24 protein-coding genes are annotated in these 24,702 nt (G+C 65.4%); 14 read left to right on the top strand and 10 right to left on the bottom strand.

The features are described from left to right. Window positions 1-23: 23 nt before the first annotated feature. Both RQP54_RS09310 and murJ read right to left on the bottom strand, forming a co-directional pair. The gene (locus tag RQP54_RS09310; RefSeq protein ID WP_315677975.1) at window positions 24-872 is read right to left on the bottom strand and encodes a SirB1 family protein; all 849 of its coding nucleotides are present in this window, start codon (window positions 870-872) and stop codon (window positions 24-26) included. Window positions 873-884: 12 nt separating this feature from the next. Then, window positions 885-2,450 carry a murein biosynthesis integral membrane protein MurJ gene (gene murJ / locus RQP54_RS09305; RefSeq protein WP_315677974.1) on the bottom strand — a complete coding sequence of 522 codons (1,566 nt, stop codon included), beginning with the start codon at window positions 2,448-2,450 and terminating at the stop codon, window positions 885-887. A gap of 95 nt (window positions 2,451-2,545) precedes the next feature. Here murJ and RQP54_RS09300 point away from each other — a divergent pair, with 95 nt between their 5' ends. From RQP54_RS09300 to RQP54_RS09290, 3 genes are all read left to right on the top strand, one after another. Further along, window positions 2,546-3,820, top strand: coding sequence for a diguanylate cyclase (locus tag RQP54_RS09300; RefSeq protein ID WP_315677973.1), 1,275 nt, complete (start codon window positions 2,546-2,548; stop codon window positions 3,818-3,820). 45 nt (window positions 3,821-3,865) lie between these two features. Further along, on the top strand, window positions 3,866-4,165 hold the full coding sequence (rpsT, locus tag RQP54_RS09295; protein ID WP_315677972.1) for a 30S ribosomal protein S20: 300 nt from the start codon (window positions 3,866-3,868) through the stop codon (window positions 4,163-4,165). Window positions 4,166-4,340: 175 nt separating this feature from the next. Then, window positions 4,341-5,468 carry a diguanylate cyclase domain-containing protein gene (locus RQP54_RS09290; RefSeq protein ID WP_315677971.1) on the top strand — a complete coding sequence of 376 codons (1,128 nt, stop codon included), beginning with the start codon at window positions 4,341-4,343 and terminating at the stop codon, window positions 5,466-5,468. A gap of 6 nt (window positions 5,469-5,474) precedes the next feature. Here RQP54_RS09290 and RQP54_RS09285 read toward each other — a convergent pair whose 3' ends face one another. Beyond that, window positions 5,475-5,786 carry a DUF3579 domain-containing protein gene (locus RQP54_RS09285; RefSeq protein ID WP_315677970.1) on the bottom strand — a complete coding sequence of 104 codons (312 nt, stop codon included), beginning with the start codon at window positions 5,784-5,786 and terminating at the stop codon, window positions 5,475-5,477. A gap of 236 nt (window positions 5,787-6,022) precedes the next feature. On the opposite strand from RQP54_RS09285, the gene RQP54_RS09280 reads away from it, so the two are divergent. The 5 genes from RQP54_RS09280 (at window position 6,023) to RQP54_RS09260 (ending at window position 10,340) form a co-directional block, all read left to right on the top strand. After that, window positions 6,023-7,231, top strand: a complete 1,209-nt coding sequence (locus tag RQP54_RS09280; RefSeq protein WP_315677969.1) for an aspartate aminotransferase family protein — start codon at window positions 6,023-6,025, stop codon at window positions 7,229-7,231. Between the two features lie 68 nt (window positions 7,232-7,299). After that, window positions 7,300-8,220: an ornithine carbamoyltransferase gene (gene argF / locus RQP54_RS09275; protein ID WP_315678807.1), complete on the top strand. Its 921-nt coding sequence runs from the start codon at window positions 7,300-7,302 to the stop codon at window positions 8,218-8,220. Window positions 8,221-8,234: 14 nt separating this feature from the next. Then, window positions 8,235-8,552 (top strand): YkgJ family cysteine cluster protein, encoded by a 318-nt coding sequence (locus RQP54_RS09270; RefSeq protein ID WP_315677968.1) that lies wholly within the window; start codon window positions 8,235-8,237, stop codon window positions 8,550-8,552. Window positions 8,553-8,625: 73 nt separating this feature from the next. Further along, on the top strand, window positions 8,626-8,811 hold the full coding sequence (locus RQP54_RS09265; protein WP_315677967.1) for a hypothetical protein: 186 nt from the start codon (window positions 8,626-8,628) through the stop codon (window positions 8,809-8,811). Window positions 8,812-8,885: 74 nt separating this feature from the next. Further along, a complete protein-coding gene (locus RQP54_RS09260; RefSeq protein ID WP_315677966.1) occupies window positions 8,886-10,340 on the top strand; it encodes a sensor domain-containing diguanylate cyclase in 1,455 nt (484 codons plus the stop codon). Between the two features lie 26 nt (window positions 10,341-10,366). On the opposite strand, the gene RQP54_RS09255 is transcribed toward RQP54_RS09260, so the two are convergent. Next, window positions 10,367-11,560: an FAD-dependent monooxygenase gene (locus tag RQP54_RS09255; RefSeq protein ID WP_315677965.1), complete on the bottom strand. Its 1,194-nt coding sequence runs from the start codon at window positions 11,558-11,560 to the stop codon at window positions 10,367-10,369. 166 nt (window positions 11,561-11,726) lie between these two features. Between RQP54_RS09255 and RQP54_RS09250 the strand changes: the two genes are divergently transcribed. Further along, window positions 11,727-13,946: a molybdopterin-dependent oxidoreductase gene (locus RQP54_RS09250; protein ID WP_315677964.1), complete on the top strand. Its 2,220-nt coding sequence runs from the start codon at window positions 11,727-11,729 to the stop codon at window positions 13,944-13,946. A gap of 101 nt (window positions 13,947-14,047) precedes the next feature. Here RQP54_RS09250 and RQP54_RS09245 read toward each other — a convergent pair whose 3' ends face one another. The 3 genes from RQP54_RS09245 to RQP54_RS09235 form a co-directional block, all read right to left on the bottom strand. Continuing rightward, entirely contained in the window at window positions 14,048-16,156 is a 2,109-nt protein-coding gene (locus RQP54_RS09245; protein WP_315677963.1) for a putative bifunctional diguanylate cyclase/phosphodiesterase, read from the bottom strand. An 8-nt stretch (window positions 16,157-16,164) separates the two neighbouring features. Beyond that, window positions 16,165-16,656 (bottom strand): hypothetical protein, encoded by a 492-nt coding sequence (locus RQP54_RS09240; RefSeq protein WP_315677962.1) that lies wholly within the window; start codon window positions 16,654-16,656, stop codon window positions 16,165-16,167. 118 nt (window positions 16,657-16,774) lie between these two features. Beyond that, window positions 16,775-17,281 carry a DinB family protein gene (locus RQP54_RS09235; protein WP_315677960.1) on the bottom strand — a complete coding sequence of 169 codons (507 nt, stop codon included), beginning with the start codon at window positions 17,279-17,281 and terminating at the stop codon, window positions 16,775-16,777. A gap of 88 nt (window positions 17,282-17,369) precedes the next feature. On the opposite strand from RQP54_RS09235, the gene RQP54_RS09230 reads away from it, so the two are divergent. The 5 genes from RQP54_RS09230 to nagA all read left to right on the top strand — a co-directional run bounded on the left by RQP54_RS09230 (window position 17,370) and on the right by nagA (window position 20,988). Beyond that, on the top strand, window positions 17,370-18,083 hold the full coding sequence (locus RQP54_RS09230) for a hypothetical protein (RefSeq protein WP_315677959.1): 714 nt from the start codon (window positions 17,370-17,372) through the stop codon (window positions 18,081-18,083). After that, on the top strand, window positions 18,083-18,373 hold the full coding sequence (locus RQP54_RS09225; protein ID WP_315677958.1) for a YkgJ family cysteine cluster protein: 291 nt from the start codon (window positions 18,083-18,085) through the stop codon (window positions 18,371-18,373). Before RQP54_RS09230 ends, RQP54_RS09225 begins: the two co-directional genes overlap by 1 nt. A gap of 65 nt (window positions 18,374-18,438) precedes the next feature. Further along, window positions 18,439-19,065, top strand: coding sequence for an ATP-binding cassette domain-containing protein (locus RQP54_RS09220; protein WP_315677957.1), 627 nt, complete (start codon window positions 18,439-18,441; stop codon window positions 19,063-19,065). Between the two features lie 79 nt (window positions 19,066-19,144). Next, window positions 19,145-19,873: a GntR family transcriptional regulator gene (locus tag RQP54_RS09215; RefSeq protein ID WP_315677955.1), complete on the top strand. Its 729-nt coding sequence runs from the start codon at window positions 19,145-19,147 to the stop codon at window positions 19,871-19,873. Further along, window positions 19,870-20,988 (top strand): N-acetylglucosamine-6-phosphate deacetylase, encoded by a 1,119-nt coding sequence (nagA, locus tag RQP54_RS09210; protein WP_315677954.1) that lies wholly within the window; start codon window positions 19,870-19,872, stop codon window positions 20,986-20,988. Before RQP54_RS09215 ends, nagA begins: the two co-directional genes overlap by 4 nt. A 78-nt stretch (window positions 20,989-21,066) precedes the next feature. On the opposite strand, the gene RQP54_RS09205 is transcribed toward nagA, so the two are convergent. From RQP54_RS09205 to RQP54_RS09195, 3 genes are read right to left on the bottom strand one after another with little or no spacing between them, the layout of a single operon-like run. Then, window positions 21,067-22,545, bottom strand: coding sequence for an ATP-binding protein (locus RQP54_RS09205; protein ID WP_315677953.1), 1,479 nt, complete (start codon window positions 22,543-22,545; stop codon window positions 21,067-21,069). Beyond that, complete coding sequence (locus RQP54_RS09200) at window positions 22,532-23,251, bottom strand: response regulator (protein WP_315677952.1); 720 nt, start codon at window positions 23,249-23,251, stop codon at window positions 22,532-22,534. The genes RQP54_RS09205 and RQP54_RS09200 overlap by 14 nt, the downstream gene beginning before the upstream one ends. A gap of 29 nt (window positions 23,252-23,280) precedes the next feature. Beyond that, a complete protein-coding gene (locus tag RQP54_RS09195; RefSeq protein WP_315677951.1) occupies window positions 23,281-24,555 on the bottom strand; it encodes an ABC transporter substrate-binding protein in 1,275 nt (424 codons plus the stop codon). Window positions 24,556-24,702 lie beyond the last annotated feature (147 nt).

The following is a 24,702-nucleotide window of genomic DNA, read 5'->3' as shown; positions in this document are numbered from 1 at the left end:
TTCACCCCGGCCGCAATCAGGACTCAGCGCGTGTTGCGCAAGGCCTCCAGGCGTTCGGCTATGAGGTCGCTGTCGGCGAGATCGTCGCTGTGTACCAGGTAGCACTCCAGGTCGGCGACGGCCTGGTCACTGTGGCCCAAGGCCGCATGGGCCAGGCCGCGGTCGCGGTACTCGGCCCAGACTTCGGGCAACAGCACCACCAGGCGCTCCTGCACGGCCAGCATGCGTTCCCAGTCCCCTTCGGCCTGGAAGATGCCCTTGAGGTTGCGCAGCATGCGCACCAGGATGTCGCGTGGTGCTGCGCTGCGCAGGTAGGGGCTACCGGCCACATCCCAGGAACTCAGGGGCGCCTGATCCGGATGCACCTGGGACAGCATTTCCGACAACTGCTCGGCACTCAGTGACTTGCCGGTAGCCGGGTCGATGATGGCCTGACCGATGGGGAGGTTGACCTTGACCAGGAAGTGGCCGGGAAAACTGATGCCACGCACCGACAAGCCCATGCCAGAGGCAATCTCCAGCCACAGCACAGCCAGGGACACCGGAATGCCGCGGCGCGTGGCCAGCACCTGGTGGATATAGCTGTTATCGGCAGCGTAATAGTCATTGGCGTTGACGCCGAATCCGAGTTCACGGAAGAAGAACTGGTTGAGCACCTGCAGGCGCTGCAAGGAACCGGCATCAGCCGCCACGCGGCGGCGCACGCGGGCAGTGAGCGCGTCCACCTGATGGGTCACTTTCTGCAGGTCCAGATCAGGATACTCGTCCTGGGCCAGGCAGACCGCCGCCTCGAAAAGCGGGAAATCCGAGTCCCGTTCCACCAGAGAGGCGAAGTACTCCAGGGGTGTCGGTGCGTGCCAAGTGGGGTGCATGCCCTGATTGTGCTACCGGCGCAGGAACTGGCGCAAATTCAAACCACAAGCCCACACGCTGCCGAGGTACAGTACAGCGGCACCAGCCAGGATGGCCGCCATCAGCCCCATGCGCAGCAAGGCCTGCGAGCGCAAGCCAGTCCAGTCCCAGGCACCAGCAGCCCACAACAGGTACACCACCAGGATGGCACTCGAAGCGCCCACCTGCAGCGCCAGTCGCCCCCAGCCCGGCAAGGGCCGGTAGCTGCCGCGACGGATCAGGCCCACCAGCAGCCAGAGGGCATTGACCATGGCACCGAGCCCGATGGACAGCGACAGACCAGCGTGCTGCAGCTTGGGCACCAGCAGCAGATTGAGCAGCTGAGTCACTACCAGCACGGCCATGGCAATGCGCACCGGGGTCTTGATGTCCTGGCTGGCGTAAAAGCCCGGTGCCAGCACCTTGATGGCGACGATGCCCACCAGCCCGGCCCCCCAGCCCATCATGGCCAGGGCAGTCTGCTGCACATCATGGTCCGAGAACGCGCCGTAGTGGTACAGCACACTCACCAGAGGCTTGGAGAACACCAGCAATGCCACCGCGCAGGGTACGGCCAGCAGCAGCACCAGGCGCAGCCCCCAATCCAGCAGTTCGGAATACTTGTCACTCTCGCCCTTGGCGCGGGCCCCCGCCAACTGGGGCATCAGTACCACACCCAGTGCCACTCCCAGCATGGCGGTGGGGAACTCCATCAGCCGGTCCGCATACGACAGCCAGCTCACGCTGCCCGTGGCCAGGTGCGAGGCGATCTGGGTGTTGATGAGCAAGGAAATCTGGGCCACGCTCACACCCAGCAGGGCCGGCAACATGAGACGCAGGATCTGCTGCGTGCCACTGTCGCGCCAAGCCGCGCGCACGCCAGACCAGCGCAGGGAAATTTTCGGCAGCAGCCCCAGGCCGCGCAAGGCCGGAATCTGCAGGCCGAGTTGCAGCACACCACCGACCATGACCCCAACGGCCATGGCATAGATCGGGGGAATGCCCTGCTGCGCAAAGACGGGCGACAACAGCCAGGCGGCCAAGATGGTGGACACATTCAGCAGCACCGGGGTTGCGGCCGGCACGGCAAATCGCTTCCAGGTATTGAGCACCCCCGAGGCCAGCGCCACCATGGACATGAAGCCGATGTAGGGAAACATGAAGCGCGTCATCCAGACCGCTGCGTCGTACCCGGCGGGGTTCTTCTGCAGCCCGCTGGCCATGGCCCAGACCATCCAGGGCGCAGCCAGCACGCCCAGGATGCAGGTCAGCAGCAGGGCCCAGGCCAGCACGGTGGCCACGCGGTCGATCAGGGAGCGTGTCAGGTCTTCCCCATCACGCGCCTTGCTGGCGGCCAGCACGGGCACGAAAGCCTGGCTGAAAGCCCCTTCGGCAAACAGGCGCCGAAACAGGTTCGGTATGCGGAACGCGACGTTGAAGGCATCGGTCATGGCACTGGCACCGAACAGCGACGCCACGAGCAGTTCGCGGGCCAGCCCGGTGATGCGGGACAGCAGGGTCCAGAGGGAGACGGTGGAAGCGGATTTGAGAAGGCTCACACCCCGCAGTGTAGCGGCGCACAGCGCGGTCACTGCGGGGCTTGGCAAGGCCTGCCAGCCCTGCCTATACTGCCAGACCGGCACCCTCCTACCCTATGGACACATCTGCGCCTCCCGCACGTACCGCGGTCCTGATCGTGGAAGACCAGCGCGCACTCTCCGGCATGCTGGGCTCCATGTTGCGCAACCAGTGCGGGTGTGACAGCGTCATCGCAGCCAGCCTGGCCCAGGCCCAGTCTGCGCTGGAAGCGCAAGGCGATTCCTTCCTGGCCGCCGTCTGCGACGTCAATCTGCCCGATGCGCCCTATGGCGAGGCCATCTCCCTCGTGGAGCGCCACGGATTGCCCGTCATTGCACTGACCGGCAGCATCTCTCCCGAAGTCCGCGAGCTGATGCACCGGGGATCCATCGTTGATTACGTGCTGAAAAAAGGGGTGGTGTCCTACGAGTACGCCGTCCAGCTGGTGCGTCGGCTGCAGCGCAACCGCAGCCTCAAGGTGCTGGTGGCCGACGACTCGCCCTCTTCGCGCGAAGTGTTGCAGCGCATGCTGCAGATCCAGGGCCTGACCGTGCTGCTGGCCGAGAACGGGGCCGACGCGATCAGGCAACTGGAACAGCACCGCGACACCAAGCTGGTATTGGTCGACTACAACATGCCCAAGGTGGATGGCTTCGAGTTCGTACTGCAGGCACGGCGCATGATGGGCAAGGACAAGCTCGCCATCATTGGCATTTCGGGCGAAAACCGTCCCGATGTTTCGGCCCAGTTCCTGAAGCACGGAGCCAATGACTTCATCTCCAAGCCCTACTCCTACGAGGAGATGACCTGCCGCATCAACCAGAACCTGGAAATGCTGGAACTGGTCGAGTCGCTGCACCACCTGGCCACGCGCGACTCCCTGACGGGACTGAACAACCGGCGGACTTTCTTTGACCGGGGCGAGGCCCTGCTGCGCCAGGCACGGGCAGCCGGACACAGCGCTGGGGTGGCGATGATGGACATTGACTACTTCAAACGTATCAATGACGAACACGGCCACCACCAGGGCGATCTGGTTCTGCAGGCTGTGGCCCAGGAACTGGGCAGGCATTTCTCCGACGAACTGGTTGCGCGCCTGGGTGGCGAGGAATTCGTGGTGCTGTTCGGCCGCAACTTGAGCGAAAGCGCCATGCGACAGGGGCTCGAACGCTTCCGGGAGGCGCTGCCAGGCGCCGTGGCCCAGCAATGCCCTACCGTGGGCCCGGTCACCATCAGCATGGGCATCTGCTGTGCGGGAACCGCCTCGGACGCGAGCCTGTCCCATCTGCTGCACACCGCCGATGGGTGGCTGTACCAAGCCAAGACACAAGGACGCAACCGGCTGGTATAATCTTTGGCTTTGCTGGAAACATCCACAGACACTTAAGGAATCATCATGGCATCTGGAAAGCCCAAGAAAAAGAACCCGCGCCTGGCGTCGGGCCGTAAACGCGTCCGCCAGGACGTCAAGATCAACGCAGCCAACACCTCCCTGCGTTCCAAATACCGTACCGCCGTCAAGAACGTTGAAAAAGCCGTTCTGGCTGGCGACAAGACCAAGGCTGCTGAACTGTTTGCCAAGGCACAAGCCGTTGTGGATACCGTGGCCGACAAGGGCATCTTCCACAAGAACAAGGCTGCCCGCGACAAGAGCCGCCTCGCTGCCAAGGTCAAGGCCCTGGCCCTCGCCGCCTAATCAACCAGGCAATCGCACGGACCCTGCCCTGGGTCTGCCGTTTGTAACGGGTGCGCTTCCAGCAAAAGCAAAAAGCCGACGCAAGTCGGCTTTTTTGTTGTCCGCTTGACGACTGACAGCCGGGCTCGTTTGCAGGTACGATCTGCAGAAAGATCGGAACAAACTTGGGGGACTGGTGATACATCAGGAGTGGGATACCGGCACTGACGTCAAGAACTACCTGTTGCGCCTCATCGAGCGCGGGTATGTCGTGATCGCAGTGGTGGCCGCAGCGGCGTCGTCATCGCGGGCCTTCATCACCGGTTGGCAATCCCTCTATACCATCCACCTGCTTCTGGCTGGTATGGTGATTGCGCTGTACTACTGCCCACACCGCATCATCCCGGCATTACCACGCATTTATTTCGTGGTGCTGGTGCCCGGCATCATCGGCATCGCAGGGCTCTACACATTCGGGTTCTATAGCAATGGGCTGGCATGGACCATCGTTGCCTGTGCCATGGCGGCGGTATTCCTGCCACTGCGATCGCTGATCGCCTACCTGGCGGGCATGTGGCTGTCGATACTGAGCATAGGCTTGCTGTTCATACAGCATCGCCTGCAATTGCCTGTGAACGGGGGCACCTATATCCACCAACCCCTGGGTTGGATGCCGATTTTCGTCGGCAGCCTGGTCATCATGCTCATCGTCACCACGGTGGTCTTCGGTTACAAACGGGCGATCGAAACCCTGCTGCGAACCACGCTGGAACAGCGCGACATCATCCAGCACCGGGCCGCGCACGACCCACTGACGGCGCTTCCCAACAAGGGCGTAGCAGACGATCGTCTGGCGATGGCCTGTGAACGCGCCAAGCGCGAAGGCGAAAAAGCTGCCCTGCTCTTTCTCGACCTGGACGGATTCAAGCACATCAATGACACCCTCGGACACCAGGCTGGTGATCGCGTTCTGGCCACCGTCGCCCAGCGCCTGCAGGGCGGCATCCGCAAGGTCGACACGGCTGCCCGTCTGGGGGGCGACGAGTTTCTGGTCGTTCTGGACGGTCTCGGAAGCGCGGAGCATGCCAAAACGGTAGCCGCCAAGCTGATCGAATCAGTAGGTGCCCCGGTCGACATCGAGGGGAAGGCTTGCCACATCGGAGTCAGCATCGGCATCGCCCTGTACCCCGATGACTCGAAGCAACCCAGCGATCTGGTGCGTCTGGCGGATGCTGCCATGTACGCCGTCAAGCGTGCCGGCAAGAACGCCTGCATGACGGTATCGGAAGCCCGCAAGGCCGAGACTGCCGGCCCCCACATCTGACGAACTTCAGCGTGGCGGCGTGCCCGGGTGACCTTCGCTGGTCTGCAGGTCGTTGTCCTTGGCGAAGTTCATGCAGAAGTCCCAGGCCATCACGTTGTAGTCGCGCAGGTCGGGATGCACGATGACGCACTTGGTCTGCCCCACGGCACTGGGGACACACCATGGGGAATAGCTCAGGTGGCTTCCGCGCTGCTCGCCACCGGGACGAAACTGGCTCATCACCCCCGCCAGCCGCTCGGCCCAATCACTGGGACGAAAGGCTTTTCCCTGGCGGGTAACCCCCAGGATGTAGATTTCTTTGGACGTGGTGGAAGCCATTTGTTCTTGTGGGTGCGTGGCATGCTCCCGACGGCGGAAGGCTTGGTGCGCGGCCGCTGGATTTTACCCTGTCACCTTGCGCAGACTTGACACAATAACCCGAACGTCGATGGGTCCGCTGGGCCGTACTTGCGCCACCCGATCACGATACGCACAACGCCCTAAAATCACGTTTCAACGGCCCGACTTCCACGTTGGGCCATTTCGTTTGTTTGGAGCTACCCGGAGATCCCTGCATGACCGCCACCGCGCCCTCTTCGCCCCACGTGATGAACACCTATGGGCGCTTGCCCATCGCCCTGTCCCATGGACGAGGATGCCGTGTGTGGGACACCGCTGGCCGCGAGTACCTGGACGCCTTGGGCGGCATTGCCGTCAACACCGTGGGCCACAACCATCCCCAGTTGGTGGCTGCGCTGCAGGACCAGGTGACCAAGCTGATTCACACCTCCAACTACTACCACGTGCCGCTGCAGGAAGAGTTGGCCAAGCTGCTGGTAGAGCGCTCGGGCATGACCAACGTGTTCTTCTGCTCGACCGGGCTCGAAGCCAACGAAGCCGCGCTCAAGCTGGCGCGCAAGTTCGGCCACGACAAGGGCATAGAGCGCCCAGAGATCGTGGTGTACGAAAAGGCTTTCCATGGCCGCTCCATCGCCACCCTGAGCGCCACCGCCAACCCCAAGGTGCAGGCCGGCTTCGGCCCGCTGGTGGAGGGCTTCATCCGCGTGCCCATCAACAACATCGAGCAGCTGAAGGCCGCCACGGCCAACAACCCCAACGTGATTGCCGTGTTCTTCGAAGCCATCCAGGGCGAAGGCGGCGTCAACCCCATGCACATGGACTACCTGCGTGACGTGCGCAAGCTCTGCGATGAGCGCGACTGGCTCATGATGATCGACGAGGTGCAGTGTGGCATGGGCCGCACCGGCAAGTGGTTTGCCCACCAGTGGGCCGGCATCCAGCCCGACGTGATGCCGCTGGCCAAGGGCCTGGGCTCGGGCGTGCCGGTGGGTGCGGTCGTGACCGGCCCCAAGGCCGCCAACATCTTTGCCCCCGGCAACCATGGCAGCACCTTCGGTGGCAACCCGCTGGCCATGCGCGCCGGGGTCGAGACCATCCGCATCATGGAGACCGAAGGGCTGCTGGCCAATGCCGCCACCGTGGGGCAACACCTGAAAGACGCTCTGGCCAGGACGCTCGCGGTCGACATCGCCGCCGGTGGTGTGAAGGAAATCCGCGGCCAGGGCCTGATGCTCGGCATTGAACTGTCCAAGCCCTGCGGCGTGCTGGTGCAGCGCGCGCTGGACGCCGGCCTGCTCATCAGCGTGACCGCCGACACCGTGGTGCGCATGGTGCCATCGCTGACCCTGACCCGCGCCGAGGCCGACGAGATCGTCGCCAAGCTGTGCCCCCTAATTTCCCAGTTCCTGAAGGAAAACGCATGAGCCCCACCGCCCACCGCGACCCCATTAGCCAAGGCATTCCCAGCACCCTGCCCCAAGGTGCGCCACCCGTGCGCCATTACCTGCAGTTCAGCGACCTGAACCGCGATGAGTACGACTACCTGCTGGCACGCGTGGCCTTCATCAAGGCCAAGTTCAAGCGCTTCGAACGCCACCAGCCGCTGGTGGACCGGACCCTGGCCATGATCTTCGAGAAAGCCAGCACCCGCACCCGCGTGAGCTTCGAAGCCGGGATGTACCAGTTGGGCGGCAGCGTGGTGCATCTGACCACGGGCGACAGCCAGTTGGGTCGCGCCGAACCGATCGAAGACAGTGCCCGCGTCATCAGCCGCATGACCGACATCGTGATGATCCGCACCTTCGAGCAGACCAAGATCGAGCGCTTTGCGGCACACAGCCGGGTGCCCGTCATCAACGGCCTGACCAACGAGTTCCACCCCTGCCAGATCCTGGCTGACATCTTCACCTACATCGAGCACCGCGGCCCGATCCAGGGCAAGACCGTGGCCTGGGTGGGCGACGGCAACAACATGGCCAACACCTGGCTTCAAGCCGCGGCACTGCTGGGCTTCCACCTGCGCGTGAGCACCCCCAGCGGCTACGAAGTAAACGAGAAAACAGCCGCTGCCCCGCAAGGATCGGGCGCATACAGCTACAAAACCTATAGCGACCCGCTGGAAGCCTGCCGCGGCGCCGACCTCGTGACCACCGACGTCTGGACCAGCATGGGCTACGAGGCCGAAAACGAAGTGCGCCGCAAGGCCTTCGCAGCCTGGTGCGTGGACCGCAAGATGATGGCCGTCGCGGCCCCCGACGCCCTGTTCATGCACTGCCTGCCGGCCCACCGCGGCGAGGAAGTGGAAGCCGAAGTCATCGACGGCCCGCAGAGCGTGGTCTGGGACGAGGCGGAGAACCGGATGCATGTGCAAAAGGCACTCATGGAGTACCTGCTCCTCGGTCGCCAGGCCTGAGCCTTGCCGCGCCCATGAGTGCCTGCACCCAGTGCGGGGCCTGCTGCGCCTGCTTCCGCGTGGACTTTGCGGTCTACGAGCTCGACGACATGGGGGGCACCGTGCCGGCCCATCTGACAATGGAGATCAAGGGAGCGACAGCCCGCATGCGTGGCACCGACAGCGTGCCGATCCGCTGCATTGCCCTCGGCGGCACGGTGGGACAGGCGGTCGACTGCGCCATCTACACGCAGCGCCCCTCCCCTTGCCGCGAATTCACGGAAGGCAGCGAGGCCTGCGCGCGCGCCCGTGCGCACCATGGCATGCCACCCTTGCCAGCACAGGGCGCTTGAAAATGCCCGCAAAGCGTCGATAACTGAACTAACCCGAAGCGCAAGCCGCTTGAACCGACCTGCAACGATTGCCATGCCCGAAAAGAAAGACCCCCCCTGGTGGCTGACGCTGCTGAAACTGCTGATCGGCCTGATCGTGATCGTGTGGGGAACCGGCGCACTGCTGCAATGGGCCGCCCAGTTCGACAGCGAGCCGCCCAAGACCGGTACATCGGACTGGGGCATTGCCCGCGACAGCCCCATTCCATCGAAGCGCTGACGCATGCATACGCAGCGGTGCGATCGCGGAGGGCGCCGTTACACTGTGCGCACAACACTGCCAGGAACGTCGCCATGAACCTCACCACCGACTACGAAAGGCTGTTCGAGTCCGCCCCCATTTCACTCTGGCTCGAAGACTACAGCGCGCTCAAGGCCCTGTTCGATCGCTGGCGCGCCGAAGGTGTGACCGATCTGGGGCTGCTGCTGCAGGCCAATCCGCATTTGGCCGAAGAGTGCGCCCGCTGCTTCCATGTCATCAAGGTCAACCGGGAGACCCTGCGCGTGTTCGCCGCCGACAGCCAGGAACAGCTTCTGTCCCGACTGAACGAAGTGTTCCGGGGCGACATGTTCGAACGCATGGCATACGAGCTGACCCAGCTGTGGAACGGTGTGCTGGATGTGTCCGCGCTGACAGTGAACTACGCCCTGGACGGTCGGCGTATGGATGTGCGCATGCACCTGCGCGTGCTCGAAGGCTTCGAAGATAGCTGGGAGCGCGTCATGGTGTCGCTGCAGGATGTCACGCCCCAGGTGCAGGCCCGCCAGCAGCTGGAGTTCAGCGAACGCCACGCGCGCAACCTGTTCGCGTTCTCGCCGGTGTCGCTGTGGGTGGAAGACTTCAGCGGCGTCAAGGAGCTGATGGACGAGGTGCGCCACTCCGGCATCGACGACTTCCGCACCTTCCTCAACGTGCATTCGGAGTTTGTAGACCGGTGCATGGAGAAGATCGTGGTACGGGAGGTGAACCAGCAGACGCTGAGCATGTTCTCGGCCCAGAGCACGGACGAATTGCTGGGCAAGCTCGATGTGATCTTCCGCGGTGAAATGCACGACTCCTTTGCCGAACAGCTGATGGACCTGTGGGCCGGCAAGCTGCACCAGGTGCGAGAAGTGGTCAACTACTCACTCACTGGGGAGCGCATCAACATCCACCTGCAGTTCGCTGTCATGCCTGGGCACGAGGAACGCTGGGACATGGTGCTGGTGTCGCTGGTGGACATCACCGCGCGCAAGAAGGCCGAAGCCTACCTCGAATACCTGGGCAAGCACGACGCCCTGACCAAGCTGCGCAACCGCGCCTACTATGTCGAGGAACTCAACCGCATCAGCCGCAAGGGCCCGTGGCCATTGAGCGTGCTGGCCATGGACCTCAACGGCCTCAAGCTCGTGAACGACACCCAGGGCCATACGGCGGGCGACGCCCTGCTGCGCCGGGCCGGCGAAGTGCTGCAGAAGGCCGGCGCCGACTCGCCCGGCTGCATCGCACGCGTCGGTGGCGATGAATTCATCGCCCTGCTGCCCGGCTGCGACGAGCGCACGGCACAAGCCCTCAGGGATCGCATCGAATCCGTGCTGGATCTGAACAACCAGTTCTATCCGGGGCAGAAGCTCAGCCTGTCGATCGGCATGGCCACCTGCAGCCAGGCCAGCGACGTGGAGTCCTGCATCCAGCTGGCCGACCAGCACATGTACGTGCAGAAGAAGCGCTTCTACGAAGAGAGCAAGCTCGAACGGCGCAAGCTCTAGATTGCGCCAGGCGCGCCTGCCGTGACTCAGGTGCTGCGGTAGAGCCAGGGCACGTCCATCAGGCGTGGCGCAGCGACGCGCAGGGCGATGTCGCGCGCCATCTGAACCACGCCCTTGGCATGGTAGATCTCGCCATTGCGGATCGAGCGCGCCTGTACCCGGGCATTGCGTGGCCAGCGTTCCTTGGAGAATGCCGCGAGCGCCTGGTGCACATGGGCATGGCGCCGGTCGGACAGGTGGCGCGCAAGCGCATGGGCATCCTCGATGGCCATGCACGCCCCCTGGGCCAGGTAAGGCCGCATGGGGTGCGCGGCATCGCCCACCAGGACTACGCGTCCGAGGCCATGTTCCTCGGGTCCGCGCATCGGCGGCCGGTCGCACAGGGCCCACAGCCGCCACTGGGGAATGGCGTAGATCAGGTCGCGCAGCGCCGGGTGCGCCTGCCCCAGCATCAGCTGGAGATCGGTTGCATTGGCACTGTGGTCCCAATCGCTCAGCTCACCCGGGGGATCGCCGTGCACGATGGCGACCACATTGAGCCATTCGCCCGCACGTACGGGGTACTGCACCACATGGAAGTCCGGCCCCAGCCAGGCCGTGACGCCGTCCGGTCGCAGGTTCAACGGCAAGGAGTCCATGGGCACCATGGCCCGGTAGGCCAGATGCCCGGTCTGTCGCGGCCCGCCGCTGCGCATCACATTCGCCCGCACGCGGCTCCACACGCCATCGGCCCCCACCAGTACCTTGGTATCGACCATCTGGGTGTGGTCGGCATCGGGGTGGCGCACCTGCAAGTGCACTGCCCGCTCGTCCTGCGTGACCGAGGTCACCTCCTGCCCCAGACGCATTTCGGTGCTGCCAGCCTGCGATACCCCGGCCACCAGCAGGCCATGCATGTCGGCCCGCGCAATGGTGGCGTAGGGCGCGCCGTAGCGTCGCTCGGTATCACTCCCGAGTGGCTTCTCGCCCAGCACGGCACCTGACAAGGCATGGCGCGCGCGCAGCACTTGCGGAAAATGTGCGACCGCCTTGAGTCGCTCCATCAAGCCCCAGTCCCGCAGCAGCCGGACGACATTGGGCCCCAGTTGGATGCCAGCACCCACCTCCGAAAAGGCCGAAGCGCGCTCCAGCAGCAGCGACCGCTGACCTGCACGCGCCAGCGCCAGCGCTGTGGCCATGCCACCGATACCACCACCAACGATCGTGATCCTGTTTTGCATAGGGCGCTGATTGTCGCGCATGCGAAGGCGCATTTGCACCCGCTTGCCAGCAAATCGCAAGGCAGGGGAAAACCCCGACCCCGGCGTGTCACCCGCGTTATCGACAAGCCCCCACACCGGCGCTGTAATGGCGACACAACCACGATTCCGACGGAGACCCTGCCCCATGAGCGCCACCACCCACCACCGCATCTGCCCCCTGTGCGAAGCCTGCTGCGGGCTCGAAATCAAGGTCGATGGCGGCCAGGTCGTCAGCATCCGCGGGCACGAGGCCGACGTGCTGAGCCGCGGCTACATCTGCCCCAAGGGGGTGGCCCTGAAAGACCTGCACGAAGACCCGGACCGCCTGCGCAAGCCGCTCATCAAACGCAACGGCGTACACGTGGAAGCCAGCTGGGAAGAGGCCTTTGCCGAAGTGGAACGCCGCCTGCCGCCCCTGCTGGCCGCCCACGGGCGCGACAGCGTGGGCATCACCGTGGGCAACCCCTCGGCCCACAAGATCGGCCTGCTCACCTACTTCGGCAAGCTGGCGCGTGCACTGGGCAGCAAGAACGTGTTTTCCGCCTCCACGCTGGACCAGATGCCCAAGCAGCTCGCCAGCGGGCTGATGTTTGGCCACTGGCTCTCGGTGGCCCTGCCCGACATCGACCGCACCGACCTGCTGGTGGTGCTGGGTGCCAACCCGGTGGTGAGCAACGGCAGCATGTGGACCGTGCCCGACTTTCGCGGCAAGGCCAAGGCGCTGCGGGCACGCGGCGGTGAGCTCATCGTCATCGACCCGCGCCGCACCGAGACCGCCGCACTGGCCGACACACACCACTTCATCCGCCCCAACTCCGACGTGTTCCTGCTCGCCGCCATGGTGCACACCCTGTTTGCCGAGAACCTGGTGAAGCTCGGCAGCGTGGCGGAATGGGTAAACGGTGTGGACGAGGTACGCGCCGCCGTGCAGCCTTTCAGCCCCGAGCTGTGCGCCCCGCGCTGCGGGGTGGACGCCGACACCATCCGCACCCTGGCGCGCAAGCTGGCCGGAGCCGAGCGCGCGGCACTGTACGCACGCATCGGCACCTGCACGCAGGAGTACGGCACGCTGGCGAGCTGGCTGGTGGACGTCATCAACACGCTTACAGGCCACATGGACCAGGTGGGTGGCATGCTGTTTGCCAAGTCGGCAGCGTTTGCGAGCAACACCCAGGGCAAACCCGGCATCGGCAAAGGCGTCACCACCGGCCGCCACCACGCCCGCGTGAGCGGCGCGCCTGAGGTCTATGGCGAGCTGCCGCTGGGCTGCCTGGCGGAAGAGATTGAAACCCCCGGCGCCGGCCAGGTGCGTGCGCTCATCACCGTGGCCACCAACCCCGTGCTCTCCAGCCCCGACGGCCCACGCCTGGCCCAGGCGCTGGACTCGCTGGAGTTCATGCTGAGCCTGGACATCTACCTCAACGAAACCACGCGCCATGCCGACGTGATCCTGCCCGGCCTGTCGCCGCTGGAAGACTTCCACTACGACGTGGCCTTCCCCCAGCTCTCGTGGCGCAACCATGCGCGGGCTAGCCTCCCCATCTTCGACAAGCCGGCCGACCAGCCCTACGAGTGGCAAACGCTGCTCAAGCTGGCGGCCATCGTGCAAGGCAAGGGCGCACAGGCCGACCCGGACCTGCTGGACGACGAAGCCTTCGAGCAGGATGCCCAGCGCCTGGCCGGGCCGCAAGCCCCGGCCGTGGTGGCCGCCATGAAGGGCCTGCGCGGCCCGCAACGGGCACTGGACGCTGCCCTGCGCACCGGCCCCTACGGCGACATGTTCGGCCGACAGCCCGACGGCCTGAACCTGAAAAAAGTGCTTGCCGCTGCCCCCACCGGTGGTGTGGACCTGGGCGAACTGCAACCGCGCATTCCCGAAATGCTGCGTACCCCCAGCGGCAAGGTGGAACTGGCCGCGCCCCAGTTGCTACAATATTTGCAGCGGGCTGCGAAGGATATACGCGGGCTACAGCCAGATTTGGTCATCATCGGCCGCCGTGACGTGCGCACCAACAACAGCTGGATGCACAACCTGCCCACCCTGGCCAAGGGCCCCTACCGCTGCACCGCACTGGTCCACCCCGCCGATGCGAAGCGCCACGGCGTGACCGACGGTGCCACCGTGACCTTGCGCAACGGCGCTCGCAGCGTGCAGGCCCAAGTGCACATCAGCGACGAGATGATGCCCGGCGTGGTGAGCCTGCCGCACGGCTGGGGCCACGACGCATCCGGCGCCCGCCTGTCGGTGGCCGCCGAGCGCCCCGGCAGCAACATCAACGCCCTGCTCGACCCGGCGCTGCGCGACCCCTTGTCGGGCAATGCGGTGCTGGGTGGGGTGGCGGTGACCATGGAAATGGCAGGCTGAAAAGCGTTACGTGGGAAAAACGGGTTGCGCCGTGCCGGTAGCGCACAGCAACCGGTGCTGGGCCGATGCCTGAGCATCCAGACCCTGCGCAGGCAACAGCCTCAATGCCCAGCCAGATACGCTTCAAACTCCGCAATCGGCACGGGGCGGCTGTACAGGTAGCCTTGGAACAGGTGGCAACCGTGCCGTGCCAGAAAATCGCGCTGCTCCTCGGTTTCTACCCCTTCCGCAATGACCTCCAGCTCCAGGCTCAAGGCCATGTTGATCACCGTCTGCACCACGATGGCATCGCTGGGTCGCTCCCCCATCGATTGCACAAATGATTGATCGATCTTGAGCTGGGCAAGCGGCAGGCGCGTCAGACCCAGCAGGGACGAGTACCCGGTACCGAAGTCATCCATGGAAAAGCGCACCCCACGCGCACTGAGGGCACGAATCTTCTCGCTGGTGTCTTCCAGATCGAGCACCATGCTTTCGGTGATTTCCAGTTTGAGCAGGTGTGCGGCGACCCCGAAGCGTTCCACGACTTCAAGTACCCGATCCACGAACTCAGCCTCGGCAAACTGCCGCGGGCTGACGTTCACCGCCAACTGAAGCACAGCCGTAGCGGGCCGGCTTTGCCAACGCTGGAGTTGGGCGCAGGCGGCTTCCAATACCCATTGGCCGATGGGCAGGATGGCGGCGGTCTCTTCGGCCATGGGAATGAACTCGCCTGGCGGCACCATTCCCCGCTCCGGGTGCATCCAGCGCAACAAGGCCTCGGCCCCGATGACGCGACCCTGCGCATTCACCTGTGGCTGGAAATACAGCACAAACTGCTGCTTTTCGATGGCGCGACGCAGGTCCTGATCGAGTGCAACACGCGCCATCACCACGGACTGCATGGCCGGGTTGAAGAACCGCAGCGCATTGCGCCCGGCTTTCTTGGCCTGGTACATCGCCATATCGGCGTGCTGCAGCAACTCGCCCGCCACATCGCCTTCACCGAACATGCTCACACCAATACTGGCACTGCAGGCAAATTCAAAGTCACCGCAGAGGTAGGGGCGCGACAAAACCTCCAGAATGGTTTGGCCGACTTGGCTGGCGCGCGCGGCGGACACCTCATCCGAACGATCCAACCCGTCGAGCAGCACCACGAACTCATCGCCGCCGATGCGCGCCACGGTGTCGCACTCGCGCACGCTTGCACGCAGGCGCTGCGCCACGGCCAGCAGCACCAGGTCACCGGCCGCATGCCCACGGGTGTCGTTGATGGTCTTGAAGTTATCGATATCGATGTAGAGCAGCGCACCCTTGAGGCCGCTGCGCAACGCGAGTTGCAGGGCATGCGCCAAGCGGTCCTGCAGCAGGCGCCGATTGGGCAGTTGGGTCAGCGGGTCGTAGAAGGCCAAGTGGCTGACTTCGGCCTGGTCGGCCTTGCTGCGTGTGATGTCGAAGAAGCTGCCCACGTAATGCTGTGCAGCACCGTCCGCCCCCTTCACCGTCGAGATGCTGAGCCACTCGGCAATGACCTTGCCGTCCTTGCGCCGGTTGTAGATCTCACCTTGCCAGAAGCCTTTTTGGCTGATGCTGGCCCACATGTCGCGGTAGAAATCGGGCTCATGCTTTCCCGAATTGAGAATATGCATGTTCTTGCCGCGCACATCCTCGGGCAAGAAACCCGTTATTTCGGTAAAGGCCTTGTTCACCTGCAGCACCACGCCCTGGGCATCGGTCACACAAATTCCGGTCAGGGCATCAAACGCCAGGGCGGCCAGGCGAGACTGCTCGCGGGCACGCCGGGTTTCGGTCAAGTCAAACAGAATCGCCCGATGCTCTGCGGGTGCGCCTGCCGGGTCGACCAACCAGTTCGACGTCATCGCGATCGGCCGCACCTCGCCGTCCGCCCCCATGAGTTCGAGCTCCAGATCCACGAAGCCGCTGCGCCCACCGTTTTCCACATGGCGGCGCACCAGTTCCTGGCTTGCGGGCGTCAGGAAGTCGGTGGGTTTGTGCTTGCCAATGAGCTCATGGCGCTGGCGCCCCAGCCACGCGAGCTCCAGTGCATTGATGCGCGAATAGGTCCCGTCAGCGGCGACACAATGGGTGCCGAAGGGCACGCTCTCGTACAGGCGGTCGATCGCATCTTCCAGCGCAGCAATGCGGCTGGCGTACCCCGCCCCTTTTTCAGCCCTGTTGGTGGAAACAAGCAAAGCCGAAGGGTTCATGGCGGGTCCTACCGCTTGTTGATTCCAATGGCCACGCGCGCTGCCTCGGCGGACATCTGGGAGGCCTGGGCAGCCGCAGCCGTCGCACGCTCCGTTGCCCTGGCCGCCTCGGCGGCGGCCTGGGCCGCAGTTTCTTCGGCCTGCACCGCGGCCGCGGTGGCTGCGGCCGACGCAGCGGCTGACGCTGCGGCGGCGGCTTCCGCAGCGGCCAGTGCCGCGTGTCCGGCAGCCTCGGCCGCACTCTGGGTCGCTTCGACCACTTCCACGGCGGCGGCAGCAATGGCAGCAGCCGTGGCATTGCGGCAGGCCAAGGCAGATTTTTCAGCGGCAGTGGCGGCGCGCAGCGCCGCCTCCAGGCTACTCGCCGTCAATGACTTGATGGCATGCAAGGTCTGGGTGTAGCGCTTGTTCACGATCAGGTAGCCATCCCGCAAGCTGCCGACCTCCAATTCAAGCGCGTTCAGCTTGTCGTAAATTATTTTTTCGGAATCAGACAACATGTATAGGCGGGGCGCTTTCGGAAATGCAGGAGAACAATAGACCGCGCCCCAGTCTACGCGCCTTTCCTGGAACCGACCAGCGAATTCGTACAGCGCACCCTGGGCCGTGCCGTGAACCTCACCACGCCGCCGTACTGCGCCGTTGCGGCTCGACTTCGTGCAGGAACTTGGTATAGAGGTCGCGTGGCGGGGCCATGCCGATGCCCTTGAGCATCTGGCCCACATTGCCGCGGTGGTAGCTACCGTGGGTGATGACGTGCAGCAGCATCTCCTCGCGGCTCATGCAGCCGGCGTCGCCGTCGGTGAAGGTGAAGGCCAGCGAGTCGCCCAGCTGCCCTTCGCTGAGCTGCTGTGCATGGTCCAGGTACCAGGCATCGGTCTCGGCCACGTTGAACTGCAGTTCGTCCAGCGTGGGGGTGTCCTCGGTGTTGGTGCCGGTGTAGCCATGCGGCTCGCCCAGCAGGTGGGCGCGGAAGATGCGGTCCACCACGTAGATGTGGTTGAGCATGCGCACCATGGCGTGCAGGGCTTCGGCATGGGTGTCGGCATCCACCTCCTGCAGGCGGGCGAACAGGGCGCGGTTGGCCCAGGCCTTGAACTGAAACAGCGAATGCAGCGTACCCATGTGGCTTCCTTCGGTGGTAACTCGGCCCGCCATTTTGCACCGGGGGCGTATTGGCTACCATTGCCACTTCCCTGTTGGATGAAAGCCCATGAAAAAAGTGATCTACCTGCTCATCGCCCTCGTCCTTGCTGCCACTGGCGTCGGCGTCTACTGGCTCAAGGGCAACCTCGACGGCCTGGTGGCCCAGGCCATCCACGACTACGGCAGCGCCATGACGCAGGCCAGTGTGAAGGTGGACAGCGTCATGATCCAGACCACCGACGGGCGCGGTGAACTGCGCGGCCTGTTTGTAGGCAACCCCAAGGGATTCAAGACCGACCACGCGCTCAAGGCCGAAGTGGTTGAGCTTGAAGTGGACATCGCCTCGTTGGCCAAGGACGTCATCGTCATCAAGAAGATCGCCATCCTGGCCCCGGATGTGATCTACGAAAAGGGCGACGGCATGACCAACTTCGACGCCCTGCAGAAGAACGTCGCCCAGTACCTGGGGCCGCAGGAGAAACCCAAAGCGGGCGAGAAGGAAAAGAAGTTCATCATCAACGAGTTCATCATCAAGGACATCAAGACCCAGGCCAGCGCTGCCTTCATGGACGGCAAGACCATGGCCGTGTCGCTGCCCGACATTCACCTGCGCGACCTGGGCAAGGCCAAGGGCGGTGCCACCTCGGCCGAGTTGACGCAAGAGATCATCGCCGCCGTCAAGGGCAAGCTTACCGGCGCGGTGAGTTTTGACAAGCTGATGAAATCCACCGGCGAAGCGCTGGACAAGGCGGGCAAGGCCATCAAGGGCCTGTTCCAGTAGTGAGCCCCAGCCCCGCGCCGCTGGCCTGCCGCCCTGACTGCGGGGCCTGCTGCATCGCCCCCAGCATTTCCAGCCCCATTCCCGGCATGCCAAACGGCAAGCCCGCCGGGGTGCGCTGTGTGCAGCTCAGCGACGACCACCGCTGCAAAATCTTCGGCCAACCCGAGCGCCCGGCCGTGTGCGGCGGGCTGCTGCCTTCGCCCGAAATGTGTGGCGACAGCCGCGAACAGGCGCTGCGCTGGCTTGGGGTACTGGAACACTCGACGCGCCCCGATGCACAGCCAAAATAAGCCATAGCCCTCGTAGACATTGCGTAGACAGCTACGTTTTCAATAGCAACTCCCGATTGGCCTTCATGTCCTCCGCCCTCTACCACGCCCAAGCCCTGCAGGGCCGCAGCCCCGACGGACGGCCCCTGTTTGCCCTGCCTGCGCTGGAGCTGCCCCCCGGCGTCCACCTGGTACTGGGCGATGAGGGCACAGGCAAGACCACGCTGCTGCGGCTGCTGGCCGGAGAGTTTCCGGCGCACGTGGGCCAGGCCGTGCTCTGTGGCCACGACCTGCACCAGGCCCCAGCGGCCTACCGCCAGGATGTCGCCTGGTTCGACCCGGCCAATACGGCGTGGGAGCAGACGGTGGTGAATGACCTGTGGGCCGAACAATCCATACGCTTTGCGCGCTGGAACGCTGAGCTACTGGAAGACCTGGCGCAAGCGCTGGGCCTGCAGGAGCACCGGGCAAAGCCGATGTACATGCTCTCCACCGGCTCGCGGCGCAAAGCCCTGACGGCCGCGGCCCTGGCCAGCGGTGCGGCACTGACCCTGCTGGACATGCCCTTCGCCGCGCTCGACGCTGGGGCCTGCCGCGTGCTGCGTGAGGTGCTGGCCGACTGCGCCGACCACCCTACCCGCGCCTTTGTGGTGGCAGACTACGCGGCACCGACCGGGGTTGCGGTGCAACAGCGCATCGAACTCGGCAGCTGAGGGGCGACACGCCGGGCACGCTGCCGAGCGGGCAGCACACTGCCCAGACCACTGGTATTAAAGTGGTATTATTCAATGCATGCCACCCCCCTTGCAACCGCTGGAAGACGCCACGCCGCTGTACCAACAGCTGGCACGGCAGTTGGCGGCCGACATCCGCGCCGGCAACTACGCCAACGACCAGGCGCTCCCCTCGGAGCGGACCCTGAGCGAAGCGCTGGGGGTGTCGCGCGTGACAGCCCGCAAGGCCATTGACGCACTGGTGGACCAGGGTCTGGTGCTGCGCCGCCATGGTGCGGGTAACTTCGTCGCCCCGCGCCTGGAGCAGGCCAGCAGCAAACTGGCCAGCTTTTCCGAAGAGCTGCGCCAGCGCGGCTACACGCCGTCGAGCCGCTGGATCACCCGAACCATTGCCAATGCCTCCGCCACCGAGCGCGAGGCTCTGGGCCTGGGGCGTGGCGAGCGCGTGGCCCGGCTGGAGCGCCTGCGCCTGGCAGACGGCATTCCGATGGCGCTGGAGTACAGCGTGCTGCCGCTGGCACTGCTCGCACAGCCACAGTCACTCGAAGGCTCGCTCTACCGCCACCTCGCTGCCCACGGCAACACACCGGTGCGGGCCCGCCAGACGGTGCGCGCCATCAACGCCGACGACACGATGGCAAAGCAACTGGGCGTGGCGCCCGGCGCAGCCCTGCTGTGGGTGCAGCGCACCGCGCAGGACGCCCAGGGGCGCCCGATCGAATTCACCCAGTCGTACTGCCGCAGCGACTACTACCACTTCGTGGCCGAACTCCAGAGCACCCCATGACGCCCTTGCACGGAAACATTCTCACCCCCGCAGGTTTCATCCAAGGCAGCCTGCACTTCGGTGCCGACGGGCGCATTGCGGGCGTGACGGGCGCGCCGCTGTCAGCGCAGGCGGCGCGTGACAATGGCCAGCCCTTGCTGCTGCCCGGCTTCATCGACCTGCATGTGCACGGCGGCGCCGGGCACGACATCATGGAGGGCGGTGAAGCCGCCTGGCACGTGGCCCACCTGCATGCGAAGCACGGCACCACGTCCTTGCTGGCCACCACCATGACGGCGCCACAGGTCGACCTGGATGCCGCCTTTGCCGCCCTGGCCCCGCTGTGTGCGGCCCCCGCCCCCAACGCGGCCCGCGTGCTGGGCGTGCATCTGGAAGGCCCCTACATCAGCGAAGCACGGTTGGGCGCACAACCCCCGTTTGCCCGCCCCGCCAGCCTCGCTGAAATTCACCGCCTGAACGCCCTGGCACCGATCCGCCTCATCACCCTGGCGCCCGAAGTGGGTGGCAACGACGCACTGATTGCCGAACTGGTGCGGGAAGGCTTCAAGGTGCAACTCGGGCACACCACCGGCAGCTACGAGCAAGGCGTGGCCGCGCTGCGCTGCGGCGCCACGGGTTTCACCCACCTGTTCAACGCCATGTCGCCACTGCACCACCGCGAGCCCGGCATGGTGGGAGCGGCGCTGGCGCACGCTGAGTTTTCCGAATTGATTCCGGACCTGCTGCACGTGCACCCCGGCGCCATCCGCACCGCGCTGCGGGCTATCCCCAAGCTCTACTGCGTGACCGACTCCACCGCGGCTGCGGGCATGCCCGACGGTGACTACAAGCTGGGCCGCCACACCGTGACCAAATGCATGGGGGGCGTGCGCCTGGCCGACGGCACCCTGGCTGGTTCGGTGCTGAGCATGGACCAAGCCCTGCGCAACCTGGTGGACACCCTGGGTCTGGACCTGGCCGACGCCTCGCGGCGCGTTTCCACCTACGCCGCCGACCACCTGGGCCTTACCGACCGCGGCCGCCTGCAGGCCGGCGCCTGGGCCGACGTGGTGCAGCTCGATGCTGCCCTGCAGGTGCAGGGGGTGTGGGTGCAGGGCACGGCCGTCGCTATGTAATTCATAGCTGCTTACGCATATTCCACAAGGGCCAAGGCTCATTTTGGAACCCGGCGCCGGGCCGAACGGTCGCCGGAATCAGGCCAGCGGCTCGGGCAAGGCGGCCAGCAGCACTGTTACCACCAGCCCCCCTTCGGCATGGTTGTGCAGGCGGATCTCGCCGCCATGGGCCTGGATGATGTTGCGCGCAATGCCCAGCCCCAGGCCGGTGCCAGTGCGGTTCTTCTGCTGCCCATGCGCCAGGCGTACGTGCGGCTCGAACGCCGCCGACATGCTGGCTTGGGCAATGCCGGGGCCGAAGTCGCGCACTTCCACCATCGCGCGCGTGCCCTGGCGCGACAGGCGCACCTGCACGCGCTCGCCGTACAGCACGGCGTTGTCGAGCAGGTTGCTCAGGGCGCGCTCCAGCGCCAGGGGTTTGCCCAGCACGCTCAGAGGCTCGGTCTCGCAGGCAATGCTCGCGCTGGGGTAGATGGGGCGGCGTGCCAGCCGGTCCAGCAGGGTATCGAGCCGCACCGGGGTGAGGTTCTCGTGGATGTCGCTGTCCTTCACGCTCTGCAGCGCGGCCTTGACCATCACGTCCAGATCGTCCAGGTCTTCGTGGAACTCAGCGCGCAGGGTCTCGTCGTCCAGCAGCTCGGTGCGTAGCTTCAGGCGCATGATGGGGGTCTTGAGCCCGTGCGAGATGCCCATGAACAGGCGTTCGCGGTCCACCAGGTAGCCCTGGATGCGGGCCTGCATGTCGTTGAAGGCACGGGCGGTGCGGCGCAGCTCGGCGGTGCCGGTCTCAGGCACACGCTCGGGCGCGCTGTCGCTGCCAAAGGCATTGGCCGCCGAGGCAATGCGGTTGAGCGGTCGGATGAGCCCACGCACCAGCAGCACGCTGAGCACCAGCACCGTGACCAGCGTGACCAGCTGCATCACCACACGGTCGCCGGTGAGCGGGTTGGCGTTGTCCAGGAAGTACGGATCGGGCATGGTCGCGGCCAGGTAGAGCCAGCGCCCGGGTTCGAACTCGGCCTGGATCACCAGCACCGGCGCCGGGCGCGGACGCAGCAGCAGCGTGGCCTCGACCCAGGCGTCGGGCAGCTCGTGCACCTTGCGCCCGTCGTCCGACACCTGCAGCTCCTGCGGCCAGGCAAAGGCCACCGCCGGGGCCTGGGGCACGGCAAGATGGCGCGTCAGGTCGCTGCGCACCACGTCCACCACGGCGTCCACCAGTGCGTTGTCGCGCACCGGCTCCACGGGAACCTGGGCCCGGTTGACGTTGATGAAGAAGCGCGTGCCGCCCATGGTGCGCAGCTGCTCGATCAGCAGCGGACGAAACTGCGGCGGCAGGTCGCGGAAGAAGCGGATGGAGCCGGCCGCATTGAGCGCAATGGCCTGCGCCGCTGCCAGTGCCTCGGTGCGCGCACTTTCGCGCAGCTGGCGCGCCCACAGCAGGGTGCCCACCAGCTGGGCGCTCACCACCCCCAGCGCCATGACCACCACGATGCGCCCAAGCAGGCTGTCGGGCAGCACGCGGCGCAGCAGGCTGCGGCGTTCAGGCCTCGGCATGGGCACTGACTTCGGCCGAGAACACGTAGCCGCTACCGCGCACGGTCTTGATCAGCACCGGCTGCTTGCCATCGTCGCCCAGGCGCTGGCGCAGGCGACTCACCTGCACGTCCAGGGACCGGTCCAGCGGTCCCAGGTCGCGCCCGCGCGTCTGCTCCATGAGGCGGGCGCGGTCCAGCGTTTCACCGGCGTGCTCCACCATAAAGCGCAGCAGGTTGAAGTCCATGCTGGTCAGCACCACAGGCTGGCCCTGGGCGTCAAGCAACACCCGTTCGACCAGGTCCATGCTGAAACCCGCGAATTTCAGGAAACGGATGCTTGCGCCGGGTGCCGCCAGCTGCATGCGCCGGTGGATGGCCTTGATGCGCGCCAGCAGTTCGCGCGGGTTGTAGGGCTTGGCAATGTAGTCGTCAGCGCCCAGTTCCAGGCCCACGATGCGGTCGGTATCGTCGGCACTGGCCGTGAGCATGATGATGGGCACGGTGGACTGGCTGCGCACACTGCGGCACAGCGTGAAGCCGTCGGTGTCGGGCAGCATCACGTCCAGGATGACCAGGCTGAGCTCAGCCTGGAAGCGCTCGAACTCGGCGTGGAAGCTTGCGCCGTCGTGTGCCACGCGCACGTCGTACTGGTGCTTTTCGAGGTAGGTCTTGAGCAGGTTGCGGGTTTTCTGGTCGTCATCGACCACGAGAATGGTGCGGTTCATGGCGTGCGGTTCATGGCGTGCAGTTGGATTCAGCGTTCGGCCCCGGGGGCGCGGATCACGGCGGCCAGGCGGCGTTGGGCTTCGCCCGGTTCCATGCGGGCATCGGTCAGGTAGCGCCACAGCACCTGGGCCACGGCGTCCTTGATGGCTTCGTCGGCCGCCATGCGGTGGGCCAGGCTGGGTACGCGGGCGCTGCGGCTGCGGGCAAAGGTCTCCCAGGAATCGCGGGCACACGGGTCCAGGCTGCTCGGGTCCACGTCGTGGCGCACCGGCACCGAACCCTTGAGGCGGTTGTAGGCCAGCTGCGCCGGCAATGCGGTCACGACCTCGGCCATCTTTTCCTGCACCGCTTCCCGCGCACGCGGACTCACCAGCATGGCCAGGGTGTCCACGCTGTAGAGATGGGTGTGTTCGGTGCCAGGCACCACCACGCAGCCAAAGTCGCGCACCGGGCTGGCACCCCAGGCCATGAGCTCGCCCTTGGCCCAGTCGCCCATGATCATCATGCCTGCGCCTTCGGCCAGCAGTTCACGGGCACTGTCGGCCCAGACGCGTTCCACCGGCGCCTCGGTGGCCAGGGCACGCAGCCAGCGCAGGCGCTGCAGCGCGCGCTCCACCCGCGGGTCCAGCCAGGCACTGCCCTTGCGCTGCACCATGAGTTCGCGGTACAGCGGCGCACCGGCATCGCCCAGCAGCAGGGTTTCGAACACGGTGGCGATCTGCCAGGCCTCGTCGCTCCAGGCCAGCGCGCGAACGCCCTTGGCCTGCAACTGGCGCGCCACGAGTTCGAATTCGGCCCAGCTGCGCGGCGGCACCAGCCCCCAACGGGCAAACAGCTTGCGGTTGTACAGCAAGGTGTTGATGCGGTGGACGCCCAGAGGCGCAGCCACCACGTCGCCCTTGTAGGTGACCAGTTCGAGCACGGTGGGAAACAGCTGCTGCGACCAGCGCTGGCGCTGGGCCACGGCGTTGAGCGGCAGCACCAGGCCCACGTCGGCCCAATCAGTGAGCGTGGTGCCGATGAGCTGCGCCACGTCGGGCGGGTCGCCCATGAGCACGCGGCTCTTGAGCACCTTCACCGCAGCCATGCCACCACCGCCTGGGATAGCAGCGTCTTTCCACTGCACGCCAGCCTGGGCCAGGTGGCTGGCGAGCTGGTCGGCCGCCTTGCGCTCGCTGGCCGAGGTCCACCAGTGCAGCACATCCAGCGGCACGGCGGTGGCCTGGGCGAGTGCGCCCTGCGCGGCCACCAAGCCCAGCAGCAAGGCGCAGCAGCGTGCGGCGATACGGTGCAAACCTTTCATTTCCTGTCGATTTGTAATGTTGTGTATGACCTCAGCCCACCACCTCCCCACAAGCCCCCAGCGGGGCCGCATTCTGGGTAAGGAAACGTAAGAAGCGGACATCACAAAAAATTGGAAAAACCCAACAAATTCAAGCACTTAGCCATG

This window comes from Curvibacter sp. APW13, assembly GCF_032337135.1.
Taxonomy (GTDB): Bacteria; Pseudomonadota; Gammaproteobacteria; order Burkholderiales; family Burkholderiaceae_C; genus Allorhodoferax.
This window is presented reverse-complemented; position numbering and strand designations above follow the sequence as displayed.

What these genes read in the sequence shown, in the direction of transcription:
- RQP54_RS09285 (WP_315677970.1), bottom strand. Translation starts at nt 5,786, where the DNA reads ATGGCTTCCACCACGTCCAAAGAAATCTACATCCTGGGGGTTACCCGC.
- RQP54_RS09205 (WP_315677953.1), bottom strand. Translation starts at nt 22,545, where the DNA reads ATGCCGAGGCCTGAACGCCGCAGCCTGCTGCGCCGCGTGCTGCCCGAC.
- RQP54_RS09250 (WP_315677964.1), top strand. Translation starts at nt 11,727, where the DNA reads ATGAGCGCCACCACCCACCACCGCATCTGCCCCCTGTGCGAAGCCTGC.
- RQP54_RS09200 (WP_315677952.1), bottom strand. Translation starts at nt 23,251, where the DNA reads ATGAACCGCACCATTCTCGTGGTCGATGACGACCAGAAAACCCGCAAC.
- RQP54_RS09280 (WP_315677969.1), top strand. Translation starts at nt 6,023, where the DNA reads ATGACCGCCACCGCGCCCTCTTCGCCCCACGTGATGAACACCTATGGG.
- RQP54_RS09220 (WP_315677957.1), top strand. Translation starts at nt 18,439, where the DNA reads ATGTCCTCCGCCCTCTACCACGCCCAAGCCCTGCAGGGCCGCAGCCCC.
- RQP54_RS09300 (WP_315677973.1), top strand. Translation starts at nt 2,546, where the DNA reads ATGGACACATCTGCGCCTCCCGCACGTACCGCGGTCCTGATCGTGGAA.
- RQP54_RS09215 (WP_315677955.1), top strand. Translation starts at nt 19,145, where the DNA reads ATGCCACCCCCCTTGCAACCGCTGGAAGACGCCACGCCGCTGTACCAA.
- rpsT (WP_315677972.1), top strand. Translation starts at nt 3,866, where the DNA reads ATGGCATCTGGAAAGCCCAAGAAAAAGAACCCGCGCCTGGCGTCGGGC.
- RQP54_RS09245 (WP_315677963.1), bottom strand. Translation starts at nt 16,156, where the DNA reads ATGAACCCTTCGGCTTTGCTTGTTTCCACCAACAGGGCTGAAAAAGGG.
- RQP54_RS09310 (WP_315677975.1), bottom strand. Translation starts at nt 872, where the DNA reads ATGCACCCCACTTGGCACGCACCGACACCCCTGGAGTACTTCGCCTCT.
- RQP54_RS09260 (WP_315677966.1), top strand. Translation starts at nt 8,886, where the DNA reads ATGAACCTCACCACCGACTACGAAAGGCTGTTCGAGTCCGCCCCCATT.
- RQP54_RS09240 (WP_315677962.1), bottom strand. Translation starts at nt 16,656, where the DNA reads ATGTTGTCTGATTCCGAAAAAATAATTTACGACAAGCTGAACGCGCTT.
- RQP54_RS09195 (WP_315677951.1), bottom strand. Translation starts at nt 24,555, where the DNA reads ATGAAAGGTTTGCACCGTATCGCCGCACGCTGCTGCGCCTTGCTGCTG.
- RQP54_RS09230 (WP_315677959.1), top strand. Translation starts at nt 17,370, where the DNA reads ATGAAAAAAGTGATCTACCTGCTCATCGCCCTCGTCCTTGCTGCCACT.
- RQP54_RS09235 (WP_315677960.1), bottom strand. Translation starts at nt 17,281, where the DNA reads ATGGGTACGCTGCATTCGCTGTTTCAGTTCAAGGCCTGGGCCAACCGC.
- RQP54_RS09270 (WP_315677968.1), top strand. Translation starts at nt 8,235, where the DNA reads ATGAGTGCCTGCACCCAGTGCGGGGCCTGCTGCGCCTGCTTCCGCGTG.
- RQP54_RS09265 (WP_315677967.1), top strand. Translation starts at nt 8,626, where the DNA reads ATGCCCGAAAAGAAAGACCCCCCCTGGTGGCTGACGCTGCTGAAACTG.
- nagA (WP_315677954.1), top strand. Translation starts at nt 19,870, where the DNA reads ATGACGCCCTTGCACGGAAACATTCTCACCCCCGCAGGTTTCATCCAA.
- RQP54_RS09255 (WP_315677965.1), bottom strand. Translation starts at nt 11,560, where the DNA reads ATGCAAAACAGGATCACGATCGTTGGTGGTGGTATCGGTGGCATGGCC.